Here is a 25732-nt window from a genome sequence, read left to right on the forward strand (position 1 = left end):
TTGAATTACATCTAATCTTTTTTTTGATATTGAACACGTCCGCCAATTATCGTCATTTCAATCGATGTATTTTTTATTTCTTTTGGAGTATATGAAAAAAAACCGGCTGGTAATACGGTCATATCCGCTAATTTTCCAATTTCTAATGAGCCTTTCTTTTCTTCATCAAAGGAAGCCCTTGCAGCATCAATGGTGTACATTTTTAGCGCTTCTTCTAAAAGAATTCTGTTTTCCGAAACAAACATATTTCCGCTTACTGTTTCTCGACAGATAGCAGCATATATTCCAAGTAAAGGTGAACATGGGGTGATAGGAAAATCAGAGCTTCCTGCTGGTTTGAGTCCACTATTAATCATTTTTCTTGCTGCAAATACATGTTCAACCAAAGAATGAGGCAAATTTTCTTTGTACACATCTCCTGCTTGGTAAACCAATGTAGGCTGTAAAATTGGGATGATCTCTAGCTCTTTCATTTTCTTTCGTAATATTTTATTTGTTACCATTGCATGTTCAATTCGATGCCGATGATCTTGGCGAGGAAATTTTTCTAATGCGTTCTCATATGCCATTATTACTTGTTCTACTGCCCGGTCTCCAATCGCATGTATCGCTAGCTGATATCCTAATTGATGTGCTGCCATCACTTTATCTTCTAATTCTTGATCGGAAAACATCAGCATTCCTTTATGGATTGAATGATTATATAACAAAGAAATGGCTGCTGTTTTGCCACTGATCGTTCCATCAGCAAACATTTTTACTGGGCCAATTTTCAAATAGTTATTACCAGATAAAAAAGATAATTGCCGTCTTTTTGCTTGATAAAAAAAATCTTCGAGTATCATCGCATATACTCGAATCGGAAGCTTCTTCTCTTCCATCATTTCCTGCAGTACTTCAAATTCATCCAAGAAATTCGAAAAAAAGCCAAGCCCCGCCTCATGCACACTTGTAATACCATAAGAAAGATTATGCTCCATTACTAACTCTATTGCTTTCTTCATCTGATTTTTTGTATATGCAGGCATTACTTCTTTAACAAGCTGTATTGCCTCTTCCTTTAATACACCTGTTGCTTCCCCTTTTGAATTCTTTATAATTTCCCCATTTTTCACGACCGTAGTTGATTTAATATTCGCGATTTTTAATGCTACTTCATTCACGACTGCTGTGTGAGCACAATACCTTGTAATAAAAAGCGGATTTTTTATTTCCTGAAAGTCGGAAGCAATAGGCTCCCTTCCCTCTTCTAAGTTTGCCTCATCATACCCCCAGCCGATAATCCATTCATCCGCACCCACCTCTCTCGCTCTTTCCCTAACCACTTGCACCATTTCTTTGATAGAAGGTTGATTACAATGAATATTCAGCAAATTAAATCCACTCGTAAATAAATGTTGATGGGCATCAATAAACCCAGGAATAACCACTTTACCATCTAAATTAACCACTTCTGTTTGTTTCCCTGTCCATTCCACTATCTCTTTATTAAATCCTAATGCAATAATTTGCTCATCTTTTATCGCAACTGCTTCATATTTATTATTTTTCTCGTCTAATGCTATAATTTCTCCATTATAAAAAATAATATCTGCAACCATCCATCCACCTCTTCTCTCTCCACATTCCAAAAAACGGTATAGGTTCATTATAAAAATATATGTTTTTAAAAAGTAAATATCCTTGATTTTTAATAGATAGACATCCATGTTAATAAAGATTTACACCATTGCACATGAAAAAGAAACGGTTTTCTTAAGTTTATAAGCAGGGAGCAGGCGGACCATTTTGAGAGCACCACTTTTCAGACAGCCTATTAGATTGCTAAAACAAACCTTCAACATTTATATTTTTAATATCTTCTATACAAATAAAGCCGCATTTCCTAAAAAAAATGCGGCTCCCTTACAATATATCTTTTTTAACAACTGTTAAACATTATTCGCAACTCACACATCCGCTTTAGACTTATTAAAATCTGGAGAAATGGACTTTTTAATAAAGAGTGCAACGATAAAAGCAATAATACATAAACTTAACGCAAACCAGTATGCGTGATGTACACCATACGTCATAGCATCATTCACTGCCTGCTGTGTTTTTTGACCATCATATTCGTCCAAAAACCGCTTGCTTCTTCCAGTTAAAATACTAACAAAAATAGAAACGCCCAATGCTCCTGAAATAGGCTGCAGAGTATTAGAAATGGCTGTTCCATGCGGATACAAATGCTTTGGTAATTCATTTAAGGCATTCGTCTGAGATGGCATCATAATAGCTGAAATAGAAAACATTAATAAAATATAAACTAGAATAAATGCCCACATTGGTACAGAAGCATTTATTCTACTATAGAAAACCATTACTCCAATCAGTACAAAAGCTCCTGGAATTATTAATTTTCTTGGTCCATACTTGTCAAACAGCATGCCCATCACCGGTGACAAAATTCCATTCAGCAAGGCGCCGGGTAAAAGAATCAATCCAGCCATTTTTGCTGAATATCCAAGAGGTCCTTGAAGATACATTGGCATCACAATTTCAGATGCAAACATTGCCATAATAACGATGACAAATACAATTACACCAAATGCATAGTTTTTATATTTAAAAACACGTACATCTAATAACGGTTCCTCTAACTTTAATTGTCGAAGTACAAAGAGGATAAGGCCTATAACCCCTATTAAAATAAAAATTAAAATTTCCGTTGATAATAACCCGTCTTTGCTTTCACCAGCACTGCTAAATCCATATACTAAACCGCCAATTCCAATCGTTGAAAGGATAATAGACAGTATGTCCACTTTTGGTTTCGTGATTTCACCAACATTTTGCAGATATTTTAAAGCAAATAGCATCGAAAACAACACAAATGGAATAACAGATAAAAATAACCAGCGCCATCCAAAAGTATCGACGATAATCCCTGATAGAGTTGGACCAATTGCTGGTGCAAACATAATAACCAACCCAAATGTTCCCATAATTTTCCCACGAACTTCAGGTGGATACAATAATAACAAGGCATTCATGATCACAGGTATTAACAAGCCTGTTCCAACTGCTTGAATCATTCTTCCTGTAAGCAGCATTGGAAAATTCACTGCACATCCTGCAATAATCGTTCCAATTAAAAAGATGGTCATAACACCAATAAACATTTGTCTTGTTGTAAAAGATTGAATCAATAATGCAGAAACTGGCATCAATATCCCCATGACAAGCATAAAACCAGTTGCTAACCACTGTACTGTAGGTGCATCTACTTTAAATACATGCATTAATTCTGTGAGCGCTATATTAAGTAAAGTTTCATTTAAAATAGCAAAAAATGCCCCAATCATAAATGTGATTAATATTGCTTTCGAGTTAATTTTTTGTTCCATTATTTTATTTTCCTCCGATACCATTTTCCCTGATACAATTTTTTTAATGAGCTGTTTTGCTATTTTTACTCAAGAAAAATAGCACTATTCATTTCTGCTTATTTTACCAAACAAAAGTTCGCATGACAATTCTGCTGATGAAAATTTTATAAGTTTCTTCTTTTCCTATACAAAAGCTCAAAGTTATGAAAAGTTCATAAAGTTTTCCTAACTTTGGGCTTAGTATTACTTCATTATTTCCATTTAAAATCAGATAGCTGTTGTTTTCATTCACATTTTTTATGCTCCTCTAAAAAAAAGCTCTGGCTCTCTCGAATAGTCCGCAGTCAGCATACACTTCGCTTTCCTGTGGGCGAGCGTCAAGCCTCCTCTCTGCGCTGCGGGGTCTCGTCTTTCTCGCAATCCCACGGGAGTCTTCGTGTATGCTGACTGCTCCCTGCTTATAAAAATTAAGAAAATTGCTTCTTTTCATAGGTCTTGATGCAAATTTTTTTGCATGGGTGTCTGCCTGAAACTTTGCTCTTGATCCTTCTCTTGTCCAATCTTATTTTGCAATCGCTATCAATTATTGAATAAAATATTCTTCCTACAACCTTTGAATTTATTATAGAAAAAGACTTCACTTTTAATCAATACTGTCGAAATTAAAACGAATACTAATTTTATCATTTATATAAAATACAAGCATTCATCTTAGAAGCAATATAACAAAAGGAGTCAAATTAATGGAGAAATTTAAAAAACAGAAATCCACTATTCAATTAAGCACTAAGCTGTATATTGTGTGTACGCTCATTCTTATCATTCCTACTATTATGGTTGGCCTTCTATCTTATAATAGTGCATCAAAACAATTAAAAGATAGCTTACTAGTTAGTGCAGAAGAAAATGTAAAATTATTAAATTCAAATATTAATAATACAATTTCACCTAAAATACATGATGTCAATTATTTTGCAGCACATATTACCAATGAAATGCTGAGTGATGAGGGCGAGTCTTCTCCTACCATTTCAAGGTTCAAACAATATTTTGATCTTCACCCAGAAATACAAGCAATCTACATTGGTACAAAAAACGGAAAAACATTAAGTTACCCACATCTGGACCTTCCTGAAGATTTTGATCCTAGACAACGGCCTTGGTATCAAGAAGCGGAACAAAAAAAAGGAGAAGTCGTAGTGACAAGTCCTTATATTGATGAGAGTAATAATGAAATGGTTTTAACTGTAACAAAGTCTACCGACGATGGATCTGGGGTTATTGCAATCGATATTAACCTTAAAAACTTAGAAACAACAGCTGAAGAAGTAAGTGTCGGAAAAAATGGATATGCTGTTTTATTGGATTCCAAACAAAACTATATTGTAAGCCCAAACGAAAAAGCTGGTAGCAAAGCGAATGAACCATTCTTTCAAAAGCTTTATACTGCTAATTCAGGCATGCTTAATTACAATCTTAACGGACAAAACAAAATAATGTACTTTTCAACAAATGAACAAACTGGCTGGAAGGTTGCAGGAGCAATGTTGGTTTCCGAAGTTGAAGATGCATCAAAACCTATTATGAAAACCACCTTACTAGTAATAACAACTGCTCTTATTATCGGAGCAATTATTATTATTTGGATTGTTCGTTCCATCGTAAAAAGATTAAAAAATTTACAAAGCAAAGCGAAAACAATTAGCGAAGGCAATTTAAGGGAGAATATTGAAATTCAGGCACATGATGAAATTGGCAGTCTGGCTATATCTTTCCAAGAAATGCAGGCTAGCTTACGAAAGACTTTAAAAACGATTGAACAACACGCATTGCAAGTAGGAGCTTCAGCTGAGGAACTTAATGCAAGCTCTTCGCAAACAAGTGAAGCGACAGAGCAAGTAGCAGCAGCTATTCAAGATGTTGCAAGCAGTGCAGAAAAGCAAACAATTGAATTAGAAAAAAATAATGCTTCCATCGAAAAAATTTCAACAGGAAGTTCTTCTATAGCAGACAGCACTTTAGAAGTTGCCGAATTGACAAAGGATACAACAAAAATGGCTGAGGATGGTGAAAAAGCTGTCTTACAAACTGTTAATCAAATGAATCTAATTCATGATTCTGCATTAGAATCGAATAATATGATTCGTTCCTTGTCAGAACGTTCAAAGGAAATCGGCTCCATATTGGGTGTTATTACAAGCATTTCTGAACAAACAAATCTATTGGCTCTAAATGCAGCGATTGAAGCGGCAAGAGCTGGCGAAGCAGGAAAAGGCTTCTCAATTGTAGCAGATGAAGTAAGGAAATTGGCAGAGCAATCTCAAGATTCTGCAAAAAAAATTGCTGAATTAATTCAAGTTATTCAACAAGATACAGAAAACACCGTACAAAAAATGTCATCAGTTGTAGACAATGTACAGGATGGTTTACATGTTTCCAATGATGCAATCTTAAAATTTTCGCAAATTTTATCCAGCATGCAGAAAATATCTCCTAAAATCGAAGCAGTTTCTTTTACGATTCAGCAAATGACAGGAGGTATTCAAGAGGTAGAGGCTGCAGCAAATACCATTTCCGATATATCCAAAAACAATGCAGCATCCTCGGAGGAAGTGGCAGCTTCAACAGAAGAACAATTAGCTTCTATGGAAGAAATTTCAGCATCTGCCCATACCCTTTCATCCATGGCTGAAGAATTGCACGATATAGTGAAACAGTTTAAATTTTAAAAAGAAAAAATGATACCTTTCAACTTAATAGAGGTTGTTCCAAAAGAACACACCGAAGAAATAAATGGTTGTTAAGTTGTCCAAACTAGTAAATTGTTTTCAAAAAAAACTGCTCTCCCTATTGAGGAAAGCAGTTTTTTTGAAAGTTTAATCAAGAGAAATACCTATTTTTTTATTATATTGTTTCTTATAATGCATTCCTCCTATCGTAAGAATATCTGCTTCTTTATCTGTATCAAATAATAAAGTGCGCTCTTTCCCTATCTTTCCGTCTTTTTGTTTTACATATCTCGTATTCAGCGTTGCTTTTAATGGGACTTCTCCTTCTTGTGTATGGATAGATACTTTATCCATTACGATAGATTCATCTGTTGCCACTGTAATTTCCGTCCCTTTTGATGTATTGGTAATATTATTAAACCATAAATTTTTTCCATCGATTTTATAGGCTTTTTCTTGCCCAGCTTTTAAAGGAAATGTTTCATTTATTTTTTTATATCCTACAAACTGTTTAACATTTACTTCTAATGTTTGCACTTTTTTTGGAAGGGCATCAAATTGAATCTCAAAATTTTTGCCTTTTAGAGAAGAGCGAGAACTGCTTCCGATTATCTCAATCGATTTTCCGTTAGCTATCAATTGTATTCCCATTAAGTCTTCATTTAGACGATCGAAATTTTTTACGTTTAGTGACCCTTTTATGACCGTTGAAGTCGGAGATGCAACAATAGAATCAAATGTTATCGTACCTTGATCGACTGCTACCTTTTGCTTAATAGATTGTTTTAATTCAGTTTTCATCGCCTTATTAGGATCATATGAGAATGAAATTTTTTCTTCTTTTGCTTGACCATTCTTTTCATATTGCCAGTAGTAAAAGGTTAATTTTTTTGAAAACGGACTTATTGAGTCAAACTCCGCTAAGCCTTTAAATTCAGTCTTATCCTCATTAATTATTCCCTGTCCCGCTTCGTATCGTGATGATTTTGTTAGAAATCCAGTCAGTCTTGTTGGGGAGAAATAATCACTGTAATTATCATTTAAACCATTTTGATTCGATAATGTGTAGTAAATAATCACTCTATTTTCATCCGCCATCATCCCATTAAGGGTCAATTCTGTTCCATTTTCTAATGCAACCTTTTTTTCAATTCTTTGTCCCATGCCAGCTTCATTCAACTTCTTTAATGTACCTGATGTTATTTCATCAAATCCGGCTATTTTCTTCCCATAATAAGCAAAAGCATTAAAATTGTATCCTACAAACATAAATAGCAGCATAGCGATGGCAGCTAGCTTCCAACCAAATGGAAAAGAAGAGGAATTATTCTCCACTTTATCCAATGCATTTCTTAGCCGCATTTCCAATTCAGGGGGAGATTCCAATGCATCAATATGTTTTTTTTCTTCTTTTAATAACTCTTCCATATTATTCATCCAGTTTACCTCCATACTGACTCTTCATTTTTTTCAGTCCTTGAAAAATTCTAGATTTTACCGTTCCTATTGAAACATTCGTCCTATCAGCTATCGATTGATAATTCAAATCTTGAAAGTATTTTAATTTTATTGCTTCTGCCTGCTGCTCATTTAATGTTGCCAATAATTGATGAATATCCAGTAGTTGTTCTTTTGCTTTTATATCATTTTTCGGATGAATACCCACTTCTCCCTCTTCTATGTATTCATCCATTTTTTCCACTAATAATAACTTTTTTCGTCTTTTTAGTAGTGCTTTACAACTATTTACTAAAATCGTTTTGCTCCAGCTGTAAAAGGAGCTGTCTTTTTTTAGCTGATGAATATTTTCATATAAGCGTACAATCATATCTTCCATTGCATCCATTGCATCGTGGCTGTTTCCCATATACGTGTATGCAAGTTTATAATAATCTTCTTTTTCCAGCATAATTAATTGCAGTAAAGCTTCTTTATTGCCTTTTTTTGCTTTCTTTACTAACTGAGTAACTCGCAATTCCTCACCCCCACATCTATAAGAGTATTAAGCAGAAGAAAAAGTTCATTTTTTTAAAAAAATTTTTTAAGAAGCCCTAACTCTGAGAAAATATAGATAGTTTGATTCCTGCTAGTCCGCCTAGTCTTTTAATAGAAATCCAGGTAAATAGCTATCTAATTTGAAATCTATAAACGAAAGAAAGGATGTCCGATAAGTCGATTAAATCGCCTTAAGAACATCCCCTTTGTACATATTTTCTATTCAACATTTATTAATAATACCCATGCTACAATCCAAGTAATAAAAAATAATTTATGGAAACTTAAGTTGACAACATGAAAATCAGTCCCCACTCAATATTTCTTTTAAATCTTCTGCTGTAAAAGCAGATAATGCCTTTTCTTCCGAATCGATAATGGCTTCGATTAAATCTCTTTTTTTGTCTTGCAGTTCATTTATTTTTTCTTCGATTGTTCCACGAGCGAATAATTTAATCACTTGCACTGTATTTTTTTGCCCGATTCTATGAGCACGATCCGCAGCTTGCTCCTCTACTGCTGGATTCCACCATGTGTCATAAAAAATAACCGTATCAGCAGTCATTAAGTTTAAACCCGTTCCTCCAGCTTTTAAGGAAATAAGAAAAAAATCACATTCTCCAACATTATAGCGACGGCACAGTTCTACCCGTTCATCTGAGGGAGTTTGTCCATCCAAGTATAAGAAAGACACTCCTTTTACTGCCAGCTCATTTCCAATCAGATTAAGCATTTTTGTAAACTGCGAAAAAATCAATACTCTTCTTTTAGATTGTTTTGCTTCATCTACCATTGTTAGCAGCTGCTCAAATTTTGCAGAACTTCCGTTATAACCATCCACAAACAATCGTGGATGACAGCATATTTGCCTTAATCGAGTTAGTCCTGCTAAGATTCTAATCTTATTTTTCCGGAATGTATCCTTATCAAGATGCTTTAATGTATCATGACGCAGTTTGGCTAAATAAGCACCATACAATTTTTTTTGTTCAGGAAACAACTCAGCTGATTCATGCCATTCCATTTTTTCTGGAAGCTCCGTAAGCACATCCTCCTTTAAGCGGCGCAGCAAAAAAGGTTTAATCCGTTTAGCAATGTTTTTTCTTGTCAGATTGCTATACTCTTTTAAGCCAGAAAATAACTGTGGAAAAACAACATAAAAAATGGACCATAGCTCTTCTGCTGCATTTTCCACTGGCGTTCCTGTTAATGCAAAACGATGGTTTGCTTGAATCTTCTTCACCGTTTTTGCTGTTTGCGTCGTTGGATTTTTGAAATATTGTGCTTCATCAAAAAAAACAGTATGAAAACTTTGTTTTTCAAACCATTGGATGTCTTTTAATAACAACGGATACGATGTAATCACCACATCCATTTCTGTTATTTCCTTTTGCAAACTTATCCGCTCTTGTTTTGTTCCATCCATAATAATTGCTTGGATTTCAGGAGCAAATTTCATCATTTCATTTAGCCAATTATACGTTAGAGAGGATGGACAAACGATTAAAACAGGTTGCTTTTTTTGTCGTATAATAGCTAACTCTGACAATATAAAGGTAATACTCTGCAATGTCTTTCCTAATCCCATATCATCTGCAAGAATGCCTCCAAATCCATAATAAGCCATTGTTTTCATCCAATAGTAGCCAATTGTTTGGTACTCTTTAAGAATCGCTTCTACACTTTTTGGCACTTCAAACTGCAAACTGCCAGGCTGTTGTATACTGCTTAAAAATGCATGAAAAGAGTCTTCCCCATTCAGTATATTGCGTTCTTGCAAAAACTCAACAAGTGAAACACTTTGACTTATTGGCAAATCCAAACCGCTTGCCATATCTCCTTGCTGGACTTGCGGTGATTGTAAAAATCGCTGTATTTCTTCCATTTCTCTCGTCTCCAATGAAAGAAACGATCCGTTTTGGAGACGGTAATATTTTCGCTTTTCTTCTAAAGCTTCTAAAATATTCTTTATTTCTTTTTCCGGGATCCCACTCATTTCAAATTTAAACTCCAGCCAGTTAGTTCTTTCTTTTTTCACCCTTACTTTTACCATTGGATAAGTGTTTTTGCGAAAAATTCTATTTCTGACTGCCGTAGTAGCATAAACTTGAAGAAGCTTTTGCAGTTTGGGCATCATATGATACAAAAAGGCATATTCTAACTCTTCATTTTGCAAAATATAGCCACTGTCTGTTTTTGCAAAAGAACTGTTCTCCATTATTTCAAGAATCTCTGCTTCCTTTTCCGTATCTCGTACTACTATACCTTCTCCTTGCCTAGTTTCTAAAGGATTAATTACGATATGATCGTAGTGAAACTCTAAGCCAGCAAGCAAACGATTTTTTAAGCGGTCTATATATAATTTAGCGACCAACGGGACTTTTTTATACTGTTTACTAACTGTCTCAGCAACCATCACTGCACCTAATTTTTTTAAACCTGGAGCAACTTTCTCCAGAAAAAAATCCACTTGGTCTTTCGAAATGGGAATCCTATTTGTTCCAGATTGGTCGATCAGTTCTTTTAAATAGACAAGCCTTTGAAAGTCTTGCCTTTCAAGCTTTGTTAGTATTCCTTCTGATAGAATGGACTGGTACTCTGGTAAAATCGTGAGTTTATTTAGTCCCATAATTTTCAGCGCATACTTTTTTCCTTCCATTTCCATAAAATCAAATTGCAATGGAGTTAGGTTAGCTGATACACGCATGCCGTTAAAACGAGCATTCCCATCCTCTACTATCACATTTTCCGCCTTTTCAAGGAACGGAACAAGTCTGTCAAAAGAAGCTGGCGGAAGAAGAAAAATAGCATTGTTCCGCAATTTTCCGCCTTCCATTCTGTCCATAAACAGCTTTTCATCTTCTATCATATAAACAAGCTCATTAATAACCGCATCATCTTCTGTTGTAAAACAATGTAGATTTTGATTATATGTAAACATCGAGGAAAGTTCATAAGCTTTCCCCTCTTTTATATGACGTAAAAAAGTCAAAATATCGTTAACATTTATTGATCCAATTTTCAACGCAATTCCAAATAGCTTTTGTTCTCTTTTTATATCTAGCAGTTTACAACGAAATTCCACTTTCAGTATATCTCTGTTTTCAAAATGATTTTGGTGTCCACTTGAGCGTATTGGCTTCACATCAAAAATCCGCATTAAATCTTCATTTAAATGATGCTGTGAAGACTTCTCTATGATTGGAATAGCTTCATTGCGTTCATGCTCAAGTATAGCAAAGAGGACTGCCGCGATATGCTGACATTCACGGTCAAAAGAAGCCAACTTAGGGCAGGTGCATGCTGTTTGAATGCCTCCCCCCTTATCGGTTTTTATCGTGACCTGAAAATCTTCTGCTCCTTTCACTATTGCTTTACAATAATTATCCTTATATTCACTAAATTCAACTTTATTATTTTGATAAAAAGAATCTCCTCTTTTGAAGGAGACGGTTCCACATAATTCTTTAATCATTTTTTTACTTACCTTTATGTTCAAAAGTGGTGCTCCTTCCTTTTAGAAATACTTTTTCTTAATGGTTAGACCAGCTATCTAATTTACTCACAAACAAGGACTTGTCTTTTAAACCTTCCTTTTTTAGCAATGCCACGGTCTTTAATCGAGAATCCTGCTTCATGTATGAAGGAGTCAATCTCTTCCACTGTAACAATGACTGCCTTGTCTGCAAACAAACGGGCGCATCGCAACATTTCTAATTGTACATCAGCAGGCAAAACAGAACAAAGATTATAAGGCATATCGATTATGGCAATATCATAATGATTTTCTATATTCCGCATATCTGCTAATTTCACTTCTCCAGCAAGTCCAAAATGCGCAATATTTTCTCGAGCTCCGCCTGTTACAAGTGGGTTTCTGTCACTTCCGATAATGTCGATTCCCATTGATAACGCTTCAACTAACACCGTTCCAATTCCACAGCAAGGATCAATCACTTTCATTCCAAATGGATGCGGGACAGCAATATTCACAACCGCCCTTGCCACACGGGTGCTAAGAGCCGTTGAATAATTATTTGGCTTTAATTGATGCTGCAGCCAAATGGATTCACTTTTATGATATTCCCCAAAAACCCAGCCATCCTTTATAGGCATGAGAGCAAACACAACTTTAGGACATATTAAGTCCACCGTTCCTTGTATTTGGCTGCCTATTTCCCTGGCAATTTTTCTTTTTTGATCAAATGGGAATTCTCCCCGATTAGTAGGATTTTCTATAAAAACAACTTTAAAAGTCGACTCTACTATTTTGAAATCGCTTATAAGATTAACCAATTCTTTTAAACTCCCACAGCAATATAGACTATCAATTCTTTCTTTTATAAATGGACTTCGACTTGGATTTATCTTCAAGGGACTTTCTAAAATAAGCGTTTTGTTGTCAAAACCAAACAAGGAGCGCATTTCTAACCTGCATAAAGAAACTTCATCCTCATGACAGGCATATGTATACAAGTACTTTACTGTTTTTTTATCCTTCTCAATCAATTTTTCCCCGCCTTATTATGCTTTTACGTTTATGATTATTTTCTTATTATAATAGAAAAGCATGGAAATGTACGCTTTATTAACTTTACACTTTTTTCCTTAAAAAAATCACTTAACTTTTAAAAGTTTTTGTGTTAACCTTTCATATAAAATAGTTAACATTTATAAAGTGAGGGAATAAAAATGAAATTAAAAGATTTAATATTATGCGCATTCTTTGCCGCAGTAACTGGCATTTTAGCACAAGTGGAAATACCATTGCCACTCGTACCAATCAGCGGTCAAACATTAGCAGTTGGATTAACAGCAACCATTCTTGGCAGCAGATTAGGCGCGATTTCTATGATTTGCTACGCATGTCTTGGAGCGGTGGGAGTGCCAGTATTTGCTGGAGCAAGCGCTGGGTTCAGTGTATTAATTGGAAAGACAGGCGGATATATCTTTGGATTTATTTTGGCAGCATTTGTTACAGGATATATACTGAAAAAAACGAAACATACCATTCTAATGGCTTTTATTGGTAATACGATTGGTATGATCATTACACTAATTTTGGGAACGATTCAATTAAAGTATGTTGCTGATTTAAGTTGGAATTTAGCATTAGTATATGGAGCTTATCCTTTTATTGTTGTCGGACTTATTAAAGCATTTTTAGCAAGCTGGATCGGTATCCTTATACGAAATCGCTTAGTGCAAGCAAAGCTTTTGCCAAAAGCAGCTTAATAGAGAACGAGAATACGAGATGCTTGCCAAAAGGGTACTGCGTGGCCATCATTTACTCTGCGTTCATGGCTTTCAAGGAATGGGCTATAGTCCAGACTTTGTACAAAAAATGACAGAAGTAGTTACAGATGTCCAAAACGATGAATTAGATTTTCCTATTAAAGTGGTCACTGGATTAGATGAAACTTGTCTATTTTGTCCACATAGTAGAGAAGGAATATGCAATGCACCAAAAGCAAATGAATTTGTACTTGGTTTAGATCAAAAAGTGTTGACACATCTACAAATAGAAAAAGATCAGACATATCAAAAAGAGGAGCTTGTTTCTCTTGTTACTGAAAAGGTTAATCCAGATGATTTAGATTTTTTGTGCGAAGGATGTTCTTGGCTTTCTTATGGTGTTTGTAAAGAAGGCATTCGAAAACTACAAAAGAAACGAAGACCATCATAAGGATAGAAGAACAACCATGTTTGTATTAGCAACATGGCTGTTCTTCTTTTTTATGACGTCTAGATTTGCTCTTTTTTAACTTTTTTTCTGCTTAATAAATAAAAAACAGCAAAAATAAGAATGGACCATACAAGCGAAAGTCCTGGTGATTCATTTACCGTTTTAAATAGGCTGGGGATATTGCCTGCAACAGAGTCATCTGTTGCTAAAAACCAAAACAAAAACATATTATTGGCAGCATGTGCACCAATGGAAATTTCTAAGCTTCCTGTTTTAACCGAAATATAAGTTAAGGCAAATCCAGTTACAATATAATCTAAACCTACTAATACAAATGATTTGTCCATTTCTGGATTAGTAAAATGCATACAACCAAAAATAAGACCAATTATAAGGGAAAGGATGATCGGCTGTTTTAATGCTTTACCTATCCACTGTAAAAGCATCCCTCTAAAAAATAATTCTTCTGATGTTGTTTGAATCGGCACAAATAGTAAAGTAATCAAAAATAAGAATAAATACTCTTTCCCATTCACATTATTCCAACTATAATCAGGTGCATTAAAAACAACATCAATCAGAGTCGTAAGTACGAGCAGTCCGCCAAATACTGCAAATCCCCACAGCACCCTTCTCCAATTCAGCTTTTTATTGGCCGTGATAAGAGATAGTAAACTTCTTTTATGTATAAAGCGTACTCCTATCCATATTCCGATAATCCAAAAAATATTGACAATATGCATAAATAATAAATTAAGAGTAGGATTTAATCCAACTGGCATCCCTGTTATAAAGTCTATATAGGTACTTTCTTTCCCGTCAAATGCTATAATAAGCCCTATGCTTAGTCCATAAACTAGCGAACCGATCAGCATGCATGCTATGGCCAGTAAGCATGAGGAAAGATAACGTTTCCAACTGTTTTTTCCTTCTGTGATATTCAGATAGTTTTTGATGGTCATCTATCTCCCTTCGTATTTTTGAAAATTATTTTTCTTTAATGGTATTCTTTTACACCCCTATATTCCTTCTCTGTTTTTCATACAAATATGCTGGAAATTTTTAATGTTTAAGGCTATGTTGAAAAGTGGAGCTCTCAAATGGGTCCGCAGCCGGAATACACTTCGCTTTCCATGGGGCGGGCGCCGAGCCTCCTCGGAGCTTTGCTCCTGCGGGGTCTCGCCTGTCCCGCAATTCCCATAGGAGTCTTCGTGTATTCCTGCTGCTCCCTGCTTCAAACTTAAACCATAAAAAATGGAATGAAGCTTCTTTTCTTATGCCATGGTGCAAAATTTGTTGCATGGATGTCTACCCGAAAAAAAGGGTTACTCCTTGCTTCAAACTAACTTAGGCTATAAAACAAAATAAAAAGATACTTCTTTTCATGTACCATAAGTGCAAGATTTTATTTGCTTGGTTATCTATGTGCCCTCTCAATTAATCTGCATCTTATACATACTGGGTGGCGGTCTGTTCTGAACATCTTTATTTATAAGGTAAGATTCTTGGCATTCAGTGAAGCTTATAAATAATAGGCTTTATTGCGTCCCTTAGCTTACTCTATAATCTGCAAGATTTCACTAGGCTTATAAACGGAATAATCGGGGTTTTCTGCTTGAGCAATTTCTGCTGCGTCATAGCCCCACCCAACCCAAACTACTTTTATGCCTGCCTTTTTGCATGCCACTATATCTCGACATTCATCTCCTACATAAATTACTTCAGCTGGTTGAAGTTTATGAGATTTTAAAAACTTGTTGATTATTTTATCCTTTCCGAAAATTCGGCTGGAGCATAAAACATCATTTATGTGATTCATTTTGTTATTAGCCAGAAATTGACGAATATTTTTTTCAGCATTTGAGGAAATGATGGCAATCTGATAACCTGCCTCCTCCAGTTCTGTCAGCAATTCTTTTATTCCAGCAAATAAATGGATGTCTGTTATAGATTCTCTGTACAATTTTAAGAAATCAGACATAAAGAGGGGCAACTTATACATAGGAAAATCAGCATATTTACTACGTTCTTTCATCGAAAGATTTCTTAACATCTCATAGTCTGCGATTTTTAGTTTTTTATATTTATACTTCTCAGCTAGTTGATTCCAAGTAAGAAAAAAAGCCATCTTTGAATCAGCAAGTGTACCATCAAAATCAAAAATTATATATTTTATCACATTCATTTCTCCTTTTTCATCTTCTAAAAATACTATAGGATTCACCTCATTTTGTAAATAAATCATTTAAACCACTTTTAATTATCTTCTATTTCGATTATCATCTAATTAGATATTTATATAATTAGATGATAATCGAAACGAATGTGAGGTTTAATATGTTTTCTACTTTCAAAAGTGAAAAATCGTATCAAAAATTATTTATTGCTGGCATCATTAATGGGATTGGTGATCGTTTTAGTCAAGTGGCACTAATGACCATCATTTTACAATTGACAGGATCTGGCTTGTCTGTCGGCATTACGCTTGCAGTTCGAATGCTCCCATATTTATTTTTCGGCCCACTTAGCAGTTCAATAGCTCTTAAATTGTCGAGAAAAAAACTATTAATCTATACCGATCTTTTACGTGCATGCATCGCACTTTCCTTTTTAGGAATAAATAATACAGATGATATGTGGATTATTTATGTTGGATCTTTTTTATTAGCGAGTGGAGAAGCATTATATGCTCCAACAAGAAGCTCAAGCATCCCTTCCATTGTCGAGCAAGCTAACATTAAATTAATCAATGCTTGGGAACAGGTTCTATTAGGATTCGTTCTCATCATCGGGGCATTCACGGGAGGCTTCGTTTCCTTTTTATTTGGAGCGAAAGCAGCTTTCTTTGTTAATATCTTTTCTTTTATTCTTGCAGCAGCAGTAATCCACACGATTCCAACATTAGAAGCAGCATTGGACGACAATAGGGACAACCAGACAGAAAAGACAAAAAATACTGGTCTTTTCGCAATGATTTTTTCCTCTTCTTTACTCCTTCTGCTTGTATCATTTGACTTAATCGTACCTGTAGCGAACGGTATGGAAAATGTATTAATTAGTGTATATGCAGTAGAAACATTTCACGCTGCTGATTTAGGTGTCGGAATATTATATAGTGTACTTGGAGTTGGATTTGTTCTAAGTCCCCTCATTACAAAAAAAATTAATGGGAACTATCTTCTTATTGGAATTATTTGCTTGATGGCAGAAGGAATCCTACTATTAATAGTGAGTCAATCAAAATCCTTTCTACTCGTTGTGTTATTGTTTGGCATATTAACAATATTTGGAGGTATTTCCAATACATTGCTCGATACAGTTATAATGAAATCCATTCCATTAACTTATCAAGGACGTTTTTTTGGAATTTCCACCACAATCGCTAATACGGTTTTTGGGGTTTCCATGTTTTTTACAGGTCTGTTATTAGAATACTTCCATCCTAGAACAATGGGGTTAATTAATGGGGCTTTATATTTCTTTATTGGTTTCTTATACTTCATTTGGTTCAAGAGAATTTATAGAAAGGGTGATTGATTAATCTTTTTGGATGTTTTTTTGCAAACATTATTCCTTATAAATAGGGGCAAGATTCTCGTTTCAGGATGCTCGCTTTCCGTGGGGCGTGCGATGAGCCTCCTCGGCGCAAGCAAGCGCCTGCTTAGGTTTCATCTAACCCGCTAATCCCACAGGAGTCTCGCACCTTACACTCCAATCAAGCCGTTTGATCAATTAGTTGCTGTCGTTGAACTGGTGAAAACATCCATTTGATAGAAATAGACTAAAAGTGCACATTGTGGGAGAACAACGTTGAATAAGAAAAGCACAAACGCCTTGCTCAGACCCGAGAAAAATATTCATATGACCTAAAAAGTGCTTTTTATTTTTGAGGCATGGGGCAATACTCACCGGGGATAGGCGCTGACCGGCTAAATACGCCACGGCCTTATGTCTTTGCCGGCACTTGTACATCCTGTAGACACTCATCTAAGTTCAAAAATTTTATCCTTTCTTATTTTCTTTAAAAAATCAACGCTACTAGCGTTTAGCAATAATACCTTGTCATGAAATTCGAAGACAAAAACTTATTCTAAAACAGGTTGCTTGTAACGGAGGGTGCGAAGACTCCTGCGGGAAATGTGGGAAGGCTAAAGACCCTGCAAGGCAACGCCGAGGAGGCTCAGAGCTCCCACCCCGCGGAAAGCGAAGCAACCCATAGTGGAAAGCAACCCCCACAATAAAAAACATAAATAATCAGTATAGGGAAATAACCATTTACGTGCTAAATTAGAGCATGTTCGTCTTTACCTATTATCTATATAGTTATGTCTCAGCCTCTTTTATGGAACATCGTTTATTTCTTTTCCTAAGTAGAAAAGTTCCTCACTACTTTCTTTACTAGATAAAACGAAGGCTACTCTTCTTTTTCTTTTTCCTTATCAATCGTACCTTCTGTTAAACTATCGGCTGCTTGTTTATGTGTTTTTTCAAGTCCTTTTGAAACTTCATCTTTATTCTCTTTTTTCTTATCATCAGCACGAAATGTTTTACCAGCAGGAGTATTAGTTGTATCTTTCGTCATGAAAAAACCACCTCTATTTTTAGTTTTGGATAGTATAGAATAGCAAAGTGTATTCCTATCATTTGATTCCTTACTAGTGCATGTTCAAAAAGAAGGGTAAAAGTTGCTTCTGAGCATCGGCCTTCCACAGGATGTGGTGACTTCAACGTTGGAACGTTTTTAGTTGGAGACCTTCTAGGTACGTGAGAAGCGAAAGATGAGCCAACAACGAAATTCAAGGCGTCATTTTTACCGGACTTTTTAAACAGCCTTTACTAGTATAAATACCACCATTCTTCTTGGAAATAAACATAAAAATATATCTACTAACACTAACCTCTCCATCCTTTTTTAATTTATTCCTTCAATCAAAAATTTAGAGATTTAACCAAAAAAACTGCATCTCCATTGTTTGTTTAAAGCTAACAATGGAGATGCAGTTTATCACATTTCTTTTACATTACTATTCTGCTAATTCTTTATGAATCGTATCCAGATTCCATTTTACCATTTTAAGATAACTATCTCCATCAGAGCCAGGTTTTCCGATTGAATCCGTAAATACTTTCCCTTTTATGTCCACACCTGAATCTTGAGAAACCATTTCCATGCTTCTTGGATCCACGCTTGATTCAACAAATAATGCTGGGACATGACCTTCTCTAATAATATCAACGATTCGTTTTACTTGTGCACTTGTTCCTTGACTTTCTGTATTGATTTCCCAAATATATTCTGCTTGTAATCCATATGCAGCAGAGAAATATTTAAATGCCCCTTCACTCGTTACCAATACACGGCGTTCTTTTGGAATATCAGCAAATTTTGCTTTTGCTTCATTGTGTAAATCGCTTAATTGTTTTATATAAGCTGTTGCATTGTTTTCATAATCTTCTTTATTCTTCGGATCTTTTTTAATTAAAGCATCACGTACATTTTCTGCATATTTAATTCCATTATTTAAATCAAGCCATGCATGTGGGTCCTGTTCTGATTCTTTGCCTTTTGACGTTAAATATTTTGGTGTAACGCCTTTACTAATACGAAAAACTTGTTCATCTTCTTTACCTTTTTTACCTGCTGTTTCCAACATTTTATTAAACCAGCCATTTGCTGTCTCTAAATTCAAGCCATTATAAAAAATCATATCTGCATCTGTACTTGCACGAATATCTGCTGGCAATGGATCATATTCGTGCGGATCCTTCCCTACTGGTACAATAGAGTGAACAGATACATGATCTCCACCTACATTGTTAATAATATCAGCAAGAATGGAATAAGTAGCTACTATTTTCACTTTACCATTTGATTCTTCCTTGCTTGTTGAATTACTCGATTTACCACAGGCAGCTACTCCAACGATTAATAATATGGACATCAAAACAGTTAAAACTATTTTCTTCATAAAAAGAATCCCCCTTTTATATAATGTTTATATTTCACGTGATCGGACACGTTGTTTACGTGATCTCATTTTATTCCATAGAATTCCTTGCTTTGGTGAAAAGATAAACGCAAGTAAAAAGAATATCGTTGCAACAACAACAATGGATGCTCCTGATGCTAAATTGTAGATATAACTATAATAAAGTCCAATAATGGAAGCTAACGTTCCAAAAATCACAGCAAGCCCTATCATTACAGAAAGTCTATTCGTCAATAAATACGCTGTGGATGCTGGTGTAATTAACATGGCAACAACAAGAACAATTCCAACAGTTTGTAAGGATGCCACTGTTACTAGCGTTAACAATGTCATTAGTAAATAATGAATGGCTTTATTAGGCAAACCATATGCTGCTGACATAGTAGGATCAAAAGAGCTTACTAATAATTCTTTAAAAAATACAAATACAACAACTAGAATAAATAATCCGATGAAAAACGTAATCCACATATCAGAAGATCGAACGGCTAGCACATTTCCAAATAAAATATGATAAAGATCACTTGAACTTTTCACCATCGTAATTAAGATAATTCCTAATGCAAAAAATGTACTAAACATAATTCCAATAGCGGCATCATTTTTAATTCGACTATTTTGGCTTACATATCCAATGCCAAGGGCGGCTATTATTCCACTGATTACTGCCCCAAAAAAGAAATTTATGCCAAAGATATAAGAAATCGCAACACCTGGTAAAACAGCGTGAGAGATTGCATCTCCCATCAAAGACATTCCTCTTAAAATAATAAAACTGCCAATCACCCCACAAATAATGCCAACCATTACAGAAGTTAATAATGCTTTTTGTAAAAATGCATAATCCATTAACGCATGAAAAAATTCCATTTTTGTTCCTCCTTTCTATACTTGCTCTGCATTAGTATTAGAATGCTGCACTGTTTCATCTTGCCAAAAGGAGTGAAAGTGAAAATCCGCTTCATATGCGCGAATAATATGTTGTCTTGTAAATACTTCACTAACTGATCCTTCTTTAATAATTGTTTTATTTAACAGGATAAGATCATCAAAATATTTTTCTACTTTACTTAAATCATGATGAACAACAACTACCGTTTTTCCATCTGCTTTTAATTCCTTTAAAATGTTGACAATTACTTCTTCACTTGCCATGTCAATGCCGACAAACGGTTCATCCAACAGAAAAAGTTCAGGTTTTTGAGCAAGTGCTCTCGCCATAAATACACGTTGCTGTTGTCCGCCAGATAATTCTCCTATTTGTCTTTTAGCGAACCCTTCCATGCCTACTCGTTTTAAACATTCAAATGCCCATTCTTTTTCTCTCTTGCCAGGACGGCGAAAAAGACCAAGTGTTGGGTACGTTCCTAATACCACAGTATCTAATACAGTAATTGGAAATGTCCAATCAATATTACTTCTTTGTGGTACATAAGCAATTCTTTTTTTATTTTTCTTTACTGGCTCTTGGAAAATCTCCACTTTCCCTCCATCTTTCGGTGTTAATTCGAGTAATGCTTTTATAAAAGTTGATTTTCCTGCACCATTTGGACCAATAACACCAATTAATTTGCCAATTTCCAAATCAACATTGACTTGATATAAAGCTGGATTTCCATTGTAGGAAACGGATAAATCTTTCACTGAAATAACTTTCATAACACCCTCCCTTGCATTAGGACAAATTATTTACATACACGAAAATATTTTTACCTAATGCAACTTTCAATAAAATTCTAACAGATAATAATTCTAATGTACAGATTTTTTGTATATTAAAAAAAATGAAAATGCGACAATTTTCTCCTTTCCTATTAATCTAGATCATTTTTAATAAGAAACTTTTATGAAAGCTCGCTTCACCACCTTGCCCATATAAAAAAGCTGGAATCAATTGATTCCAGCTTTTTTACGTCTATTTATATTTTCGAGAAAGAAAAATCTCCATCGTTACAAATCTTTTAATACATTCCATCTGTTTCTTCTTTTGTAACAATATAAATATTTTTTGTTTGTGTATAGCTATCTATTATACTTTTATATGTTTCACGGCCAATACCAGATTTTTTGTATCCGCCAAATGGTGCACCTGCTGGCAATTGATTATACGTATTCACCCAAACCCGACCTGTTTCGATACCGCGGGCAACTCGTAAAGCTGTATTAATATTCCGAGAAAATACCGCCCCGCCTAATCCAAACTCCGATTGGTTGGCAAGCTCAATGACTTCCTCTTCTGTTTTAAATTTAATAACCGTTGCTACTGGGCCAAATATTTCTTCTTGGGCAATCCGCATATCATTGGAAGCATCTGCTAAAATGGTTGGAGCCATAAACGCCCCTTTTTCTAAGCCATCACCTGTTAATCTGCAGCCGCCTGTTACAAGTCTTGCACCTTCTTTTTCCCCGATTTTAACATGTGCTAGTATCTGCTCTAATTGACGTTCATTTACTTGCGCTCCCATTTTCACATCTTCTTCCCATGGGAAACCAACTTTTACATTTTCAAATGCTTGTTTCATTTTAGCAAGCAACTCGTCATAAATCCCTTCTTGAATGAAGATACGGGAACCTGCACAGCAAACTTGCCCTTGGTTAAAAAGAATTCCCAATTGAATGCCTTCCAATGCACGTTCAATTGGTGCATCATCAAAAATGATATTTGCAGATTTTCCGCCTAATTCTAATGTGGCTGGAATTAATTTTTTTGCAGCTGCCTCTGCTACTTCATATCCAATATCTGTTGATCCGGTAAATGCCAATTTAGCAAATCCGTCATGTTTTAACATGTAATCACCAGAATAAGAACCACGACCAGTAATAATATTGACAACACCAGCAGGCAACACTTGATCTAATAATTTTGCTAATTCTAATAAACTTAAAGAAGTAGAGGAGGAAGGATGAATAACAACTGTATTTCCTGCTGCTATTGCAGGTGCAATTTTCCAAGCTGCCATCAATAATGGAAAGTTCCATGGAATAATTTGACCAACTACTCCAATTGGTTCCTTAATCGCAATGGATAATGTGTCTTGATCGAAGGTTTGTGCTGTGCCTTCTTCTGAGCGAATAACACCAGCAAAATAACGGAAATGATCCGCACTCAATGGAACATCAATAGCTTTTGTTTCTCTTAATGGCTTCCCATTATCTAATGTTTCCACTAAAGCTAGACGTTCGGCATTTTTATCTATTAAATCAGCAATTTTCAAAAGCATATTGCTTTTTTCTAGTAAACTAACTTTTTTCCAGGTTTTAAATGCTTCTGCAGCAGCATCTACTGCTGCATCGACATCTGCATAGGATGCATCAACAAAGTCTGCAAGCTTCTCACCATTACTTGGATTATAGCTGCTCATTAATTTTCCTTCTGTTCCTGTTCCCCATTTACCATTAATATATAATTTATACTCTTTATCCAAAACATTTAAAGCATCTAAAGCAGTAGCCATCATCAAAAACTCCCTTTTTATAATAGTATAAAAGTATGGTGCCATCTGATCTGTAAAATCTGCTTTTATCTTTCCTTTCTTACCCTGAAAGCATCTTAATGTAACCTAACTTATTCCGCTCTTTTATGATTAAATATATCATTCTCTTATCTTCTTAACCAATTGAAAACGCAATCATTTTTTCAGTAAATAACCTATGAATATTGGTCTTTTTTGATTATGCAACATCCATTCTAGGGATCACAGAAGTCTGCTGGAGAAGTGATATTTCCCTTCATCAAAGAGCAAAACAAGTATTTCTACATTAGATACCATCATTTTACTTTCCATTTCAGTGTATGTCAAAAATCTTGATTGCCTATTATTTAATGATGTATTGACATATTCAGGTTCACCAACTATAGTTATATACACAACTATATAACTATACAACAAACTTAAAAAGGTGGTGATTTCAACTGAGTCCATCATTCGATGCTAACAAACCTATTTTTTTACAAATAAAAGATCGTATAGAAGATCAAATAGTCAATGAACAGCTAAAGGAACATGAGCAAATTCCTTCCACAACACAGCTTGTTCAATTTTATAAAATTAATCATTTAACGATCGCAAAAGGGATTAATTTACTCGTCGAGGCCGGGATCATTTACAAGAAAAGGGGTGTAGGCATGTTTGTCTCGGAAGGAGCAAAAGAGAAACTATTAGAGCAGAGAAAAGAATTATTTGTTGACCAGTATGTGTTGCCCATGTTACAAGAAGCAGAAAAATTAAGGATTTCCAACAGGGAGATAACGAATATGATAAAAAAATTTAAAGGAGATCAAATATGAATTTCGATATAGCTATTAATCAATTATCTGTAAATTTTGGTACATTTAACGTCTTAAAAGATATCAGTTTTCAGCTAGAAAGCGGTAGAATTTATGGTCTAATTGGACGAAACGGAGCAGGAAAATCTACTCTTCTTTCTTTATTAGCTTCCTTTATTGAACCAACAGAAGGCAGTATTACAATCGGTGGAATAGAACCTTTTGAGAACGCGAACATAATGCAGCATGTTGCCTTTGTTTACGAAACGGATTATAGCGATGAAACAGAAAAAGTGAAAGGCATGCTTGAAGCAGCAGAGCGCTATCGACCAAACTTTGATCGGGTATACGCTGATAAACTAGTGAAGCTGTTTAACCTTCCATTAGATAAACAAGTTAAACAGCTTTCAAAAGGAATGCAGTCAGCCTTAAATGTGACCATTGGTCTTGCAAGCCGTTCTCTCATAACCATTTTTGATGAAGCTTATAATGGAATGGACGCACCTACACGAGAGAAATTTTACAAAGAAATAATGGAGGATCATTCTCAGCATGCTAGAACCATTATCCTTTCAACCCATTTAGTATCAGAGATGGATTATTTATTTGAAGAGGTCATCATTCTTCACAAAGGTAAAATCCTGATGAAAGCACCGATTGACCAACTGCTTGAGAGGGGTTCTTCTATTACTGGCGGTACTAACGCAGTAGAGGAATTTGTAAAGAATAGAAACCAGCTAAATACCCAGCAGCTTGGAGGAACAAAATCAGTTATGGTGTATGGTGAAATCACGGAGGAAGATCGTAGAATAGCCGAACAAAATGAGTTGGAGATAGGTCCTGTTTCCCTGCAAGACTTATTTATTTATCTTACGAGCGAGGAGATTGAAAATGAAAACAAAAAATAATATTTCAAAGATTGCCACTGATATGTCATGGCTGCAATTAACATGGTCAGCATGGTTTCTCTCTATAGTTTTTGTTCTATATATTGCCTTACGAATGATTGGTGGAGATACAACTATCACTCACAAAAGCTTTCTTACATTCTCCTATCAGCCCGCAAAAATATATATGCTTGTGATTGGAATCATTTCAGTTTCTGGATTTCTCACTTTTTATGTCAAACAAGGAGTCTCAAGAAAAGACTACTTCTTTGGCGGATCAATTTCAGCGATTATTGTTTCCTTAATGATTATGATCATTGCAGGTATCGTCGCCTTAGTGGAGAATTTTTTTGTACCTGCAATAGAAACTGGCTCTTTTTTGGGACCGGAAGCATCATGGGTATTAATAATCGCTGTTTATAGTTTAAATATCCTTGTTTATTATGTAGCAGGGTGGTTGATTGGAGCTGGGTTCTACCGCTTTGGTGCAGCTGGAATTCTCTATATTATCCAAGCAATAATTTTAGTGGTTATTTCTGACATTTTTTGGCAATTTGAATTAAAAAATCCATTAAAGAAACTAATAACTATTCATAGCCAATGGGAATTTTCATTTTCTCTATCCGTAATTGGCACCTTTGTTCTGCTTAGTATAGCATTATGGATTATTCGTTCTACAACAAAAAGAGTGCGCATTAAGTTGAAATAACCATGTTGGTAATCGGAATGATCTTATTAAGTAAGAAGAGTGTTGACATTCATCTTATTATTTTTTAATATCTCTTATACTTTAACCAATATTATCAA

The 25732-nt window shown here is 35.1% G+C and carries 20 protein-coding genes; 7 read left to right on the plus strand and 13 right to left on the minus strand.

The features are described from left to right. Nucleotides 1-11: 11 nt before the first annotated feature. Together AC5LWL_RS16365 and AC5LWL_RS16370 are read right to left on the minus strand one after the other, a co-directional pair. On the minus strand, nucleotides 12-1601 hold the full coding sequence (locus AC5LWL_RS16365) for an amidohydrolase (protein WP_493435308.1): 1590 nt from the start codon (nucleotides 1599-1601) through the stop codon (nucleotides 12-14). A 348-nt stretch (nucleotides 1602-1949) separates the two neighbouring features. Then, nucleotides 1950-3389 (minus strand): MDR family MFS transporter, encoded by a 1440-nt coding sequence (locus AC5LWL_RS16370; RefSeq protein WP_493435309.1) that lies wholly within the window; start codon nucleotides 3387-3389, stop codon nucleotides 1950-1952. A 725-nt stretch (nucleotides 3390-4114) separates the two neighbouring features. On the opposite strand from AC5LWL_RS16370, the gene AC5LWL_RS16375 reads away from it, so the two are divergent. Beyond that, entirely contained in the window at nucleotides 4115-6100 is a 1986-nt protein-coding gene (locus AC5LWL_RS16375; RefSeq protein ID WP_493435310.1) for a methyl-accepting chemotaxis protein, read from the plus strand. 147 nt (nucleotides 6101-6247) lie between these two features. On the opposite strand, the gene AC5LWL_RS16380 is transcribed toward AC5LWL_RS16375, so the two are convergent. The 4 genes from AC5LWL_RS16380 to AC5LWL_RS16395 all read right to left on the minus strand — a co-directional run bounded on the left by AC5LWL_RS16380 (nucleotide 6248) and on the right by AC5LWL_RS16395 (nucleotide 12604). Then, nucleotides 6248-7537, minus strand: coding sequence for a DUF4179 domain-containing protein (locus tag AC5LWL_RS16380; protein WP_493435311.1), 1290 nt, complete (start codon nucleotides 7535-7537; stop codon nucleotides 6248-6250). Next, the gene (locus AC5LWL_RS16385) at nucleotides 7530-8075 is read right to left on the minus strand and encodes an RNA polymerase sigma factor (RefSeq protein WP_493435312.1); all 546 of its coding nucleotides are present in this window, start codon (nucleotides 8073-8075) and stop codon (nucleotides 7530-7532) included. Before AC5LWL_RS16385 ends, AC5LWL_RS16380 begins: the two co-directional genes overlap by 8 nt. A gap of 324 nt (nucleotides 8076-8399) precedes the next feature. Then, on the minus strand, nucleotides 8400-11594 hold the full coding sequence (locus tag AC5LWL_RS16390; RefSeq protein WP_493435313.1) for an SNF2 helicase associated domain-containing protein: 3195 nt from the start codon (nucleotides 11592-11594) through the stop codon (nucleotides 8400-8402). 59 nt (nucleotides 11595-11653) lie between these two features. Further along, the gene (locus AC5LWL_RS16395; RefSeq protein ID WP_493435314.1) at nucleotides 11654-12604 is read right to left on the minus strand and encodes a TRM11 family SAM-dependent methyltransferase; all 951 of its coding nucleotides are present in this window, start codon (nucleotides 12602-12604) and stop codon (nucleotides 11654-11656) included. Nucleotides 12605-12787: 183 nt separating this feature from the next. Between AC5LWL_RS16395 and AC5LWL_RS16400 the strand changes: the two genes are divergently transcribed. Together AC5LWL_RS16400 and AC5LWL_RS16405 are read left to right on the plus strand one after the other, a co-directional pair. Further along, a complete protein-coding gene (locus AC5LWL_RS16400) occupies nucleotides 12788-13330 on the plus strand; it encodes a biotin transporter BioY (RefSeq protein WP_493435315.1) in 543 nt (180 codons plus the stop codon). Nucleotides 13331-13349: 19 nt separating this feature from the next. Continuing rightward, entirely contained in the window at nucleotides 13350-13781 is a 432-nt protein-coding gene (locus tag AC5LWL_RS16405) for a DUF1284 domain-containing protein (protein ID WP_493435316.1), read from the plus strand. Between the two features lie 59 nt (nucleotides 13782-13840). Here AC5LWL_RS16405 and AC5LWL_RS16410 read toward each other — a convergent pair whose 3' ends face one another. Further along, on the minus strand, nucleotides 13841-14743 hold the full coding sequence (locus AC5LWL_RS16410) for a CPBP family intramembrane glutamic endopeptidase (RefSeq protein ID WP_493435317.1): 903 nt from the start codon (nucleotides 14741-14743) through the stop codon (nucleotides 13841-13843). Between the two features lie 593 nt (nucleotides 14744-15336). After that, nucleotides 15337-15966 (minus strand): HAD-IA family hydrolase, encoded by a 630-nt coding sequence (locus AC5LWL_RS16415; RefSeq protein ID WP_493436630.1) that lies wholly within the window; start codon nucleotides 15964-15966, stop codon nucleotides 15337-15339. 152 nt (nucleotides 15967-16118) lie between these two features. Here AC5LWL_RS16415 and AC5LWL_RS16420 point away from each other — a divergent pair, with 152 nt between their 5' ends. Then, nucleotides 16119-17318, plus strand: a complete 1200-nt coding sequence (locus AC5LWL_RS16420; RefSeq protein ID WP_493435318.1) for an MFS transporter — start codon at nucleotides 16119-16121, stop codon at nucleotides 17316-17318. A gap of 877 nt (nucleotides 17319-18195) precedes the next feature. On the opposite strand, the gene AC5LWL_RS16425 is transcribed toward AC5LWL_RS16420, so the two are convergent. The 5 genes from AC5LWL_RS16425 to AC5LWL_RS16445 all read right to left on the minus strand — a co-directional run bounded on the left by AC5LWL_RS16425 (nucleotide 18196) and on the right by AC5LWL_RS16445 (nucleotide 23226). Next, nucleotides 18196-18363: a DUF4025 domain-containing protein gene (locus tag AC5LWL_RS16425; RefSeq protein WP_493435319.1), complete on the minus strand. Its 168-nt coding sequence runs from the start codon at nucleotides 18361-18363 to the stop codon at nucleotides 18196-18198. 442 nt (nucleotides 18364-18805) lie between these two features. Next, a complete protein-coding gene (locus AC5LWL_RS16430; RefSeq protein ID WP_493435320.1) occupies nucleotides 18806-19750 on the minus strand; it encodes a metal ABC transporter substrate-binding protein in 945 nt (314 codons plus the stop codon). A 27-nt stretch (nucleotides 19751-19777) separates the two neighbouring features. Further along, nucleotides 19778-20641 carry an iron chelate uptake ABC transporter family permease subunit gene (locus AC5LWL_RS16435; protein ID WP_493435321.1) on the minus strand — a complete coding sequence of 288 codons (864 nt, stop codon included), beginning with the start codon at nucleotides 20639-20641 and terminating at the stop codon, nucleotides 19778-19780. A gap of 15 nt (nucleotides 20642-20656) precedes the next feature. Beyond that, a complete protein-coding gene (locus tag AC5LWL_RS16440) occupies nucleotides 20657-21430 on the minus strand; it encodes a metal ABC transporter ATP-binding protein (protein WP_493435322.1) in 774 nt (257 codons plus the stop codon). 302 nt (nucleotides 21431-21732) lie between these two features. Then, complete coding sequence (locus tag AC5LWL_RS16445) at nucleotides 21733-23226, minus strand: aldehyde dehydrogenase family protein (protein ID WP_493436631.1); 1494 nt, start codon at nucleotides 23224-23226, stop codon at nucleotides 21733-21735. A gap of 458 nt (nucleotides 23227-23684) precedes the next feature. On the opposite strand from AC5LWL_RS16445, the gene AC5LWL_RS16450 reads away from it, so the two are divergent. From AC5LWL_RS16450 to AC5LWL_RS16460, 3 genes are read left to right on the plus strand one after another with little or no spacing between them, the layout of a single operon-like run. After that, nucleotides 23685-24059, plus strand: coding sequence for a GntR family transcriptional regulator (locus AC5LWL_RS16450; RefSeq protein WP_493436632.1), 375 nt, complete (start codon nucleotides 23685-23687; stop codon nucleotides 24057-24059). Then, on the plus strand, nucleotides 24056-24946 hold the full coding sequence (locus AC5LWL_RS16455) for an ABC transporter ATP-binding protein (protein WP_493435323.1): 891 nt from the start codon (nucleotides 24056-24058) through the stop codon (nucleotides 24944-24946). The genes AC5LWL_RS16450 and AC5LWL_RS16455 overlap by 4 nt, the downstream gene beginning before the upstream one ends. Continuing rightward, the gene (locus AC5LWL_RS16460) at nucleotides 24930-25634 is read left to right on the plus strand and encodes a hypothetical protein (protein ID WP_493435324.1); all 705 of its coding nucleotides are present in this window, start codon (nucleotides 24930-24932) and stop codon (nucleotides 25632-25634) included. Before AC5LWL_RS16455 ends, AC5LWL_RS16460 begins: the two co-directional genes overlap by 17 nt. Nucleotides 25635-25732 lie beyond the last annotated feature (98 nt).

The sequence above is a fragment of the Niallia sp. WK069_GA_01 genome (assembly GCF_983173855.1).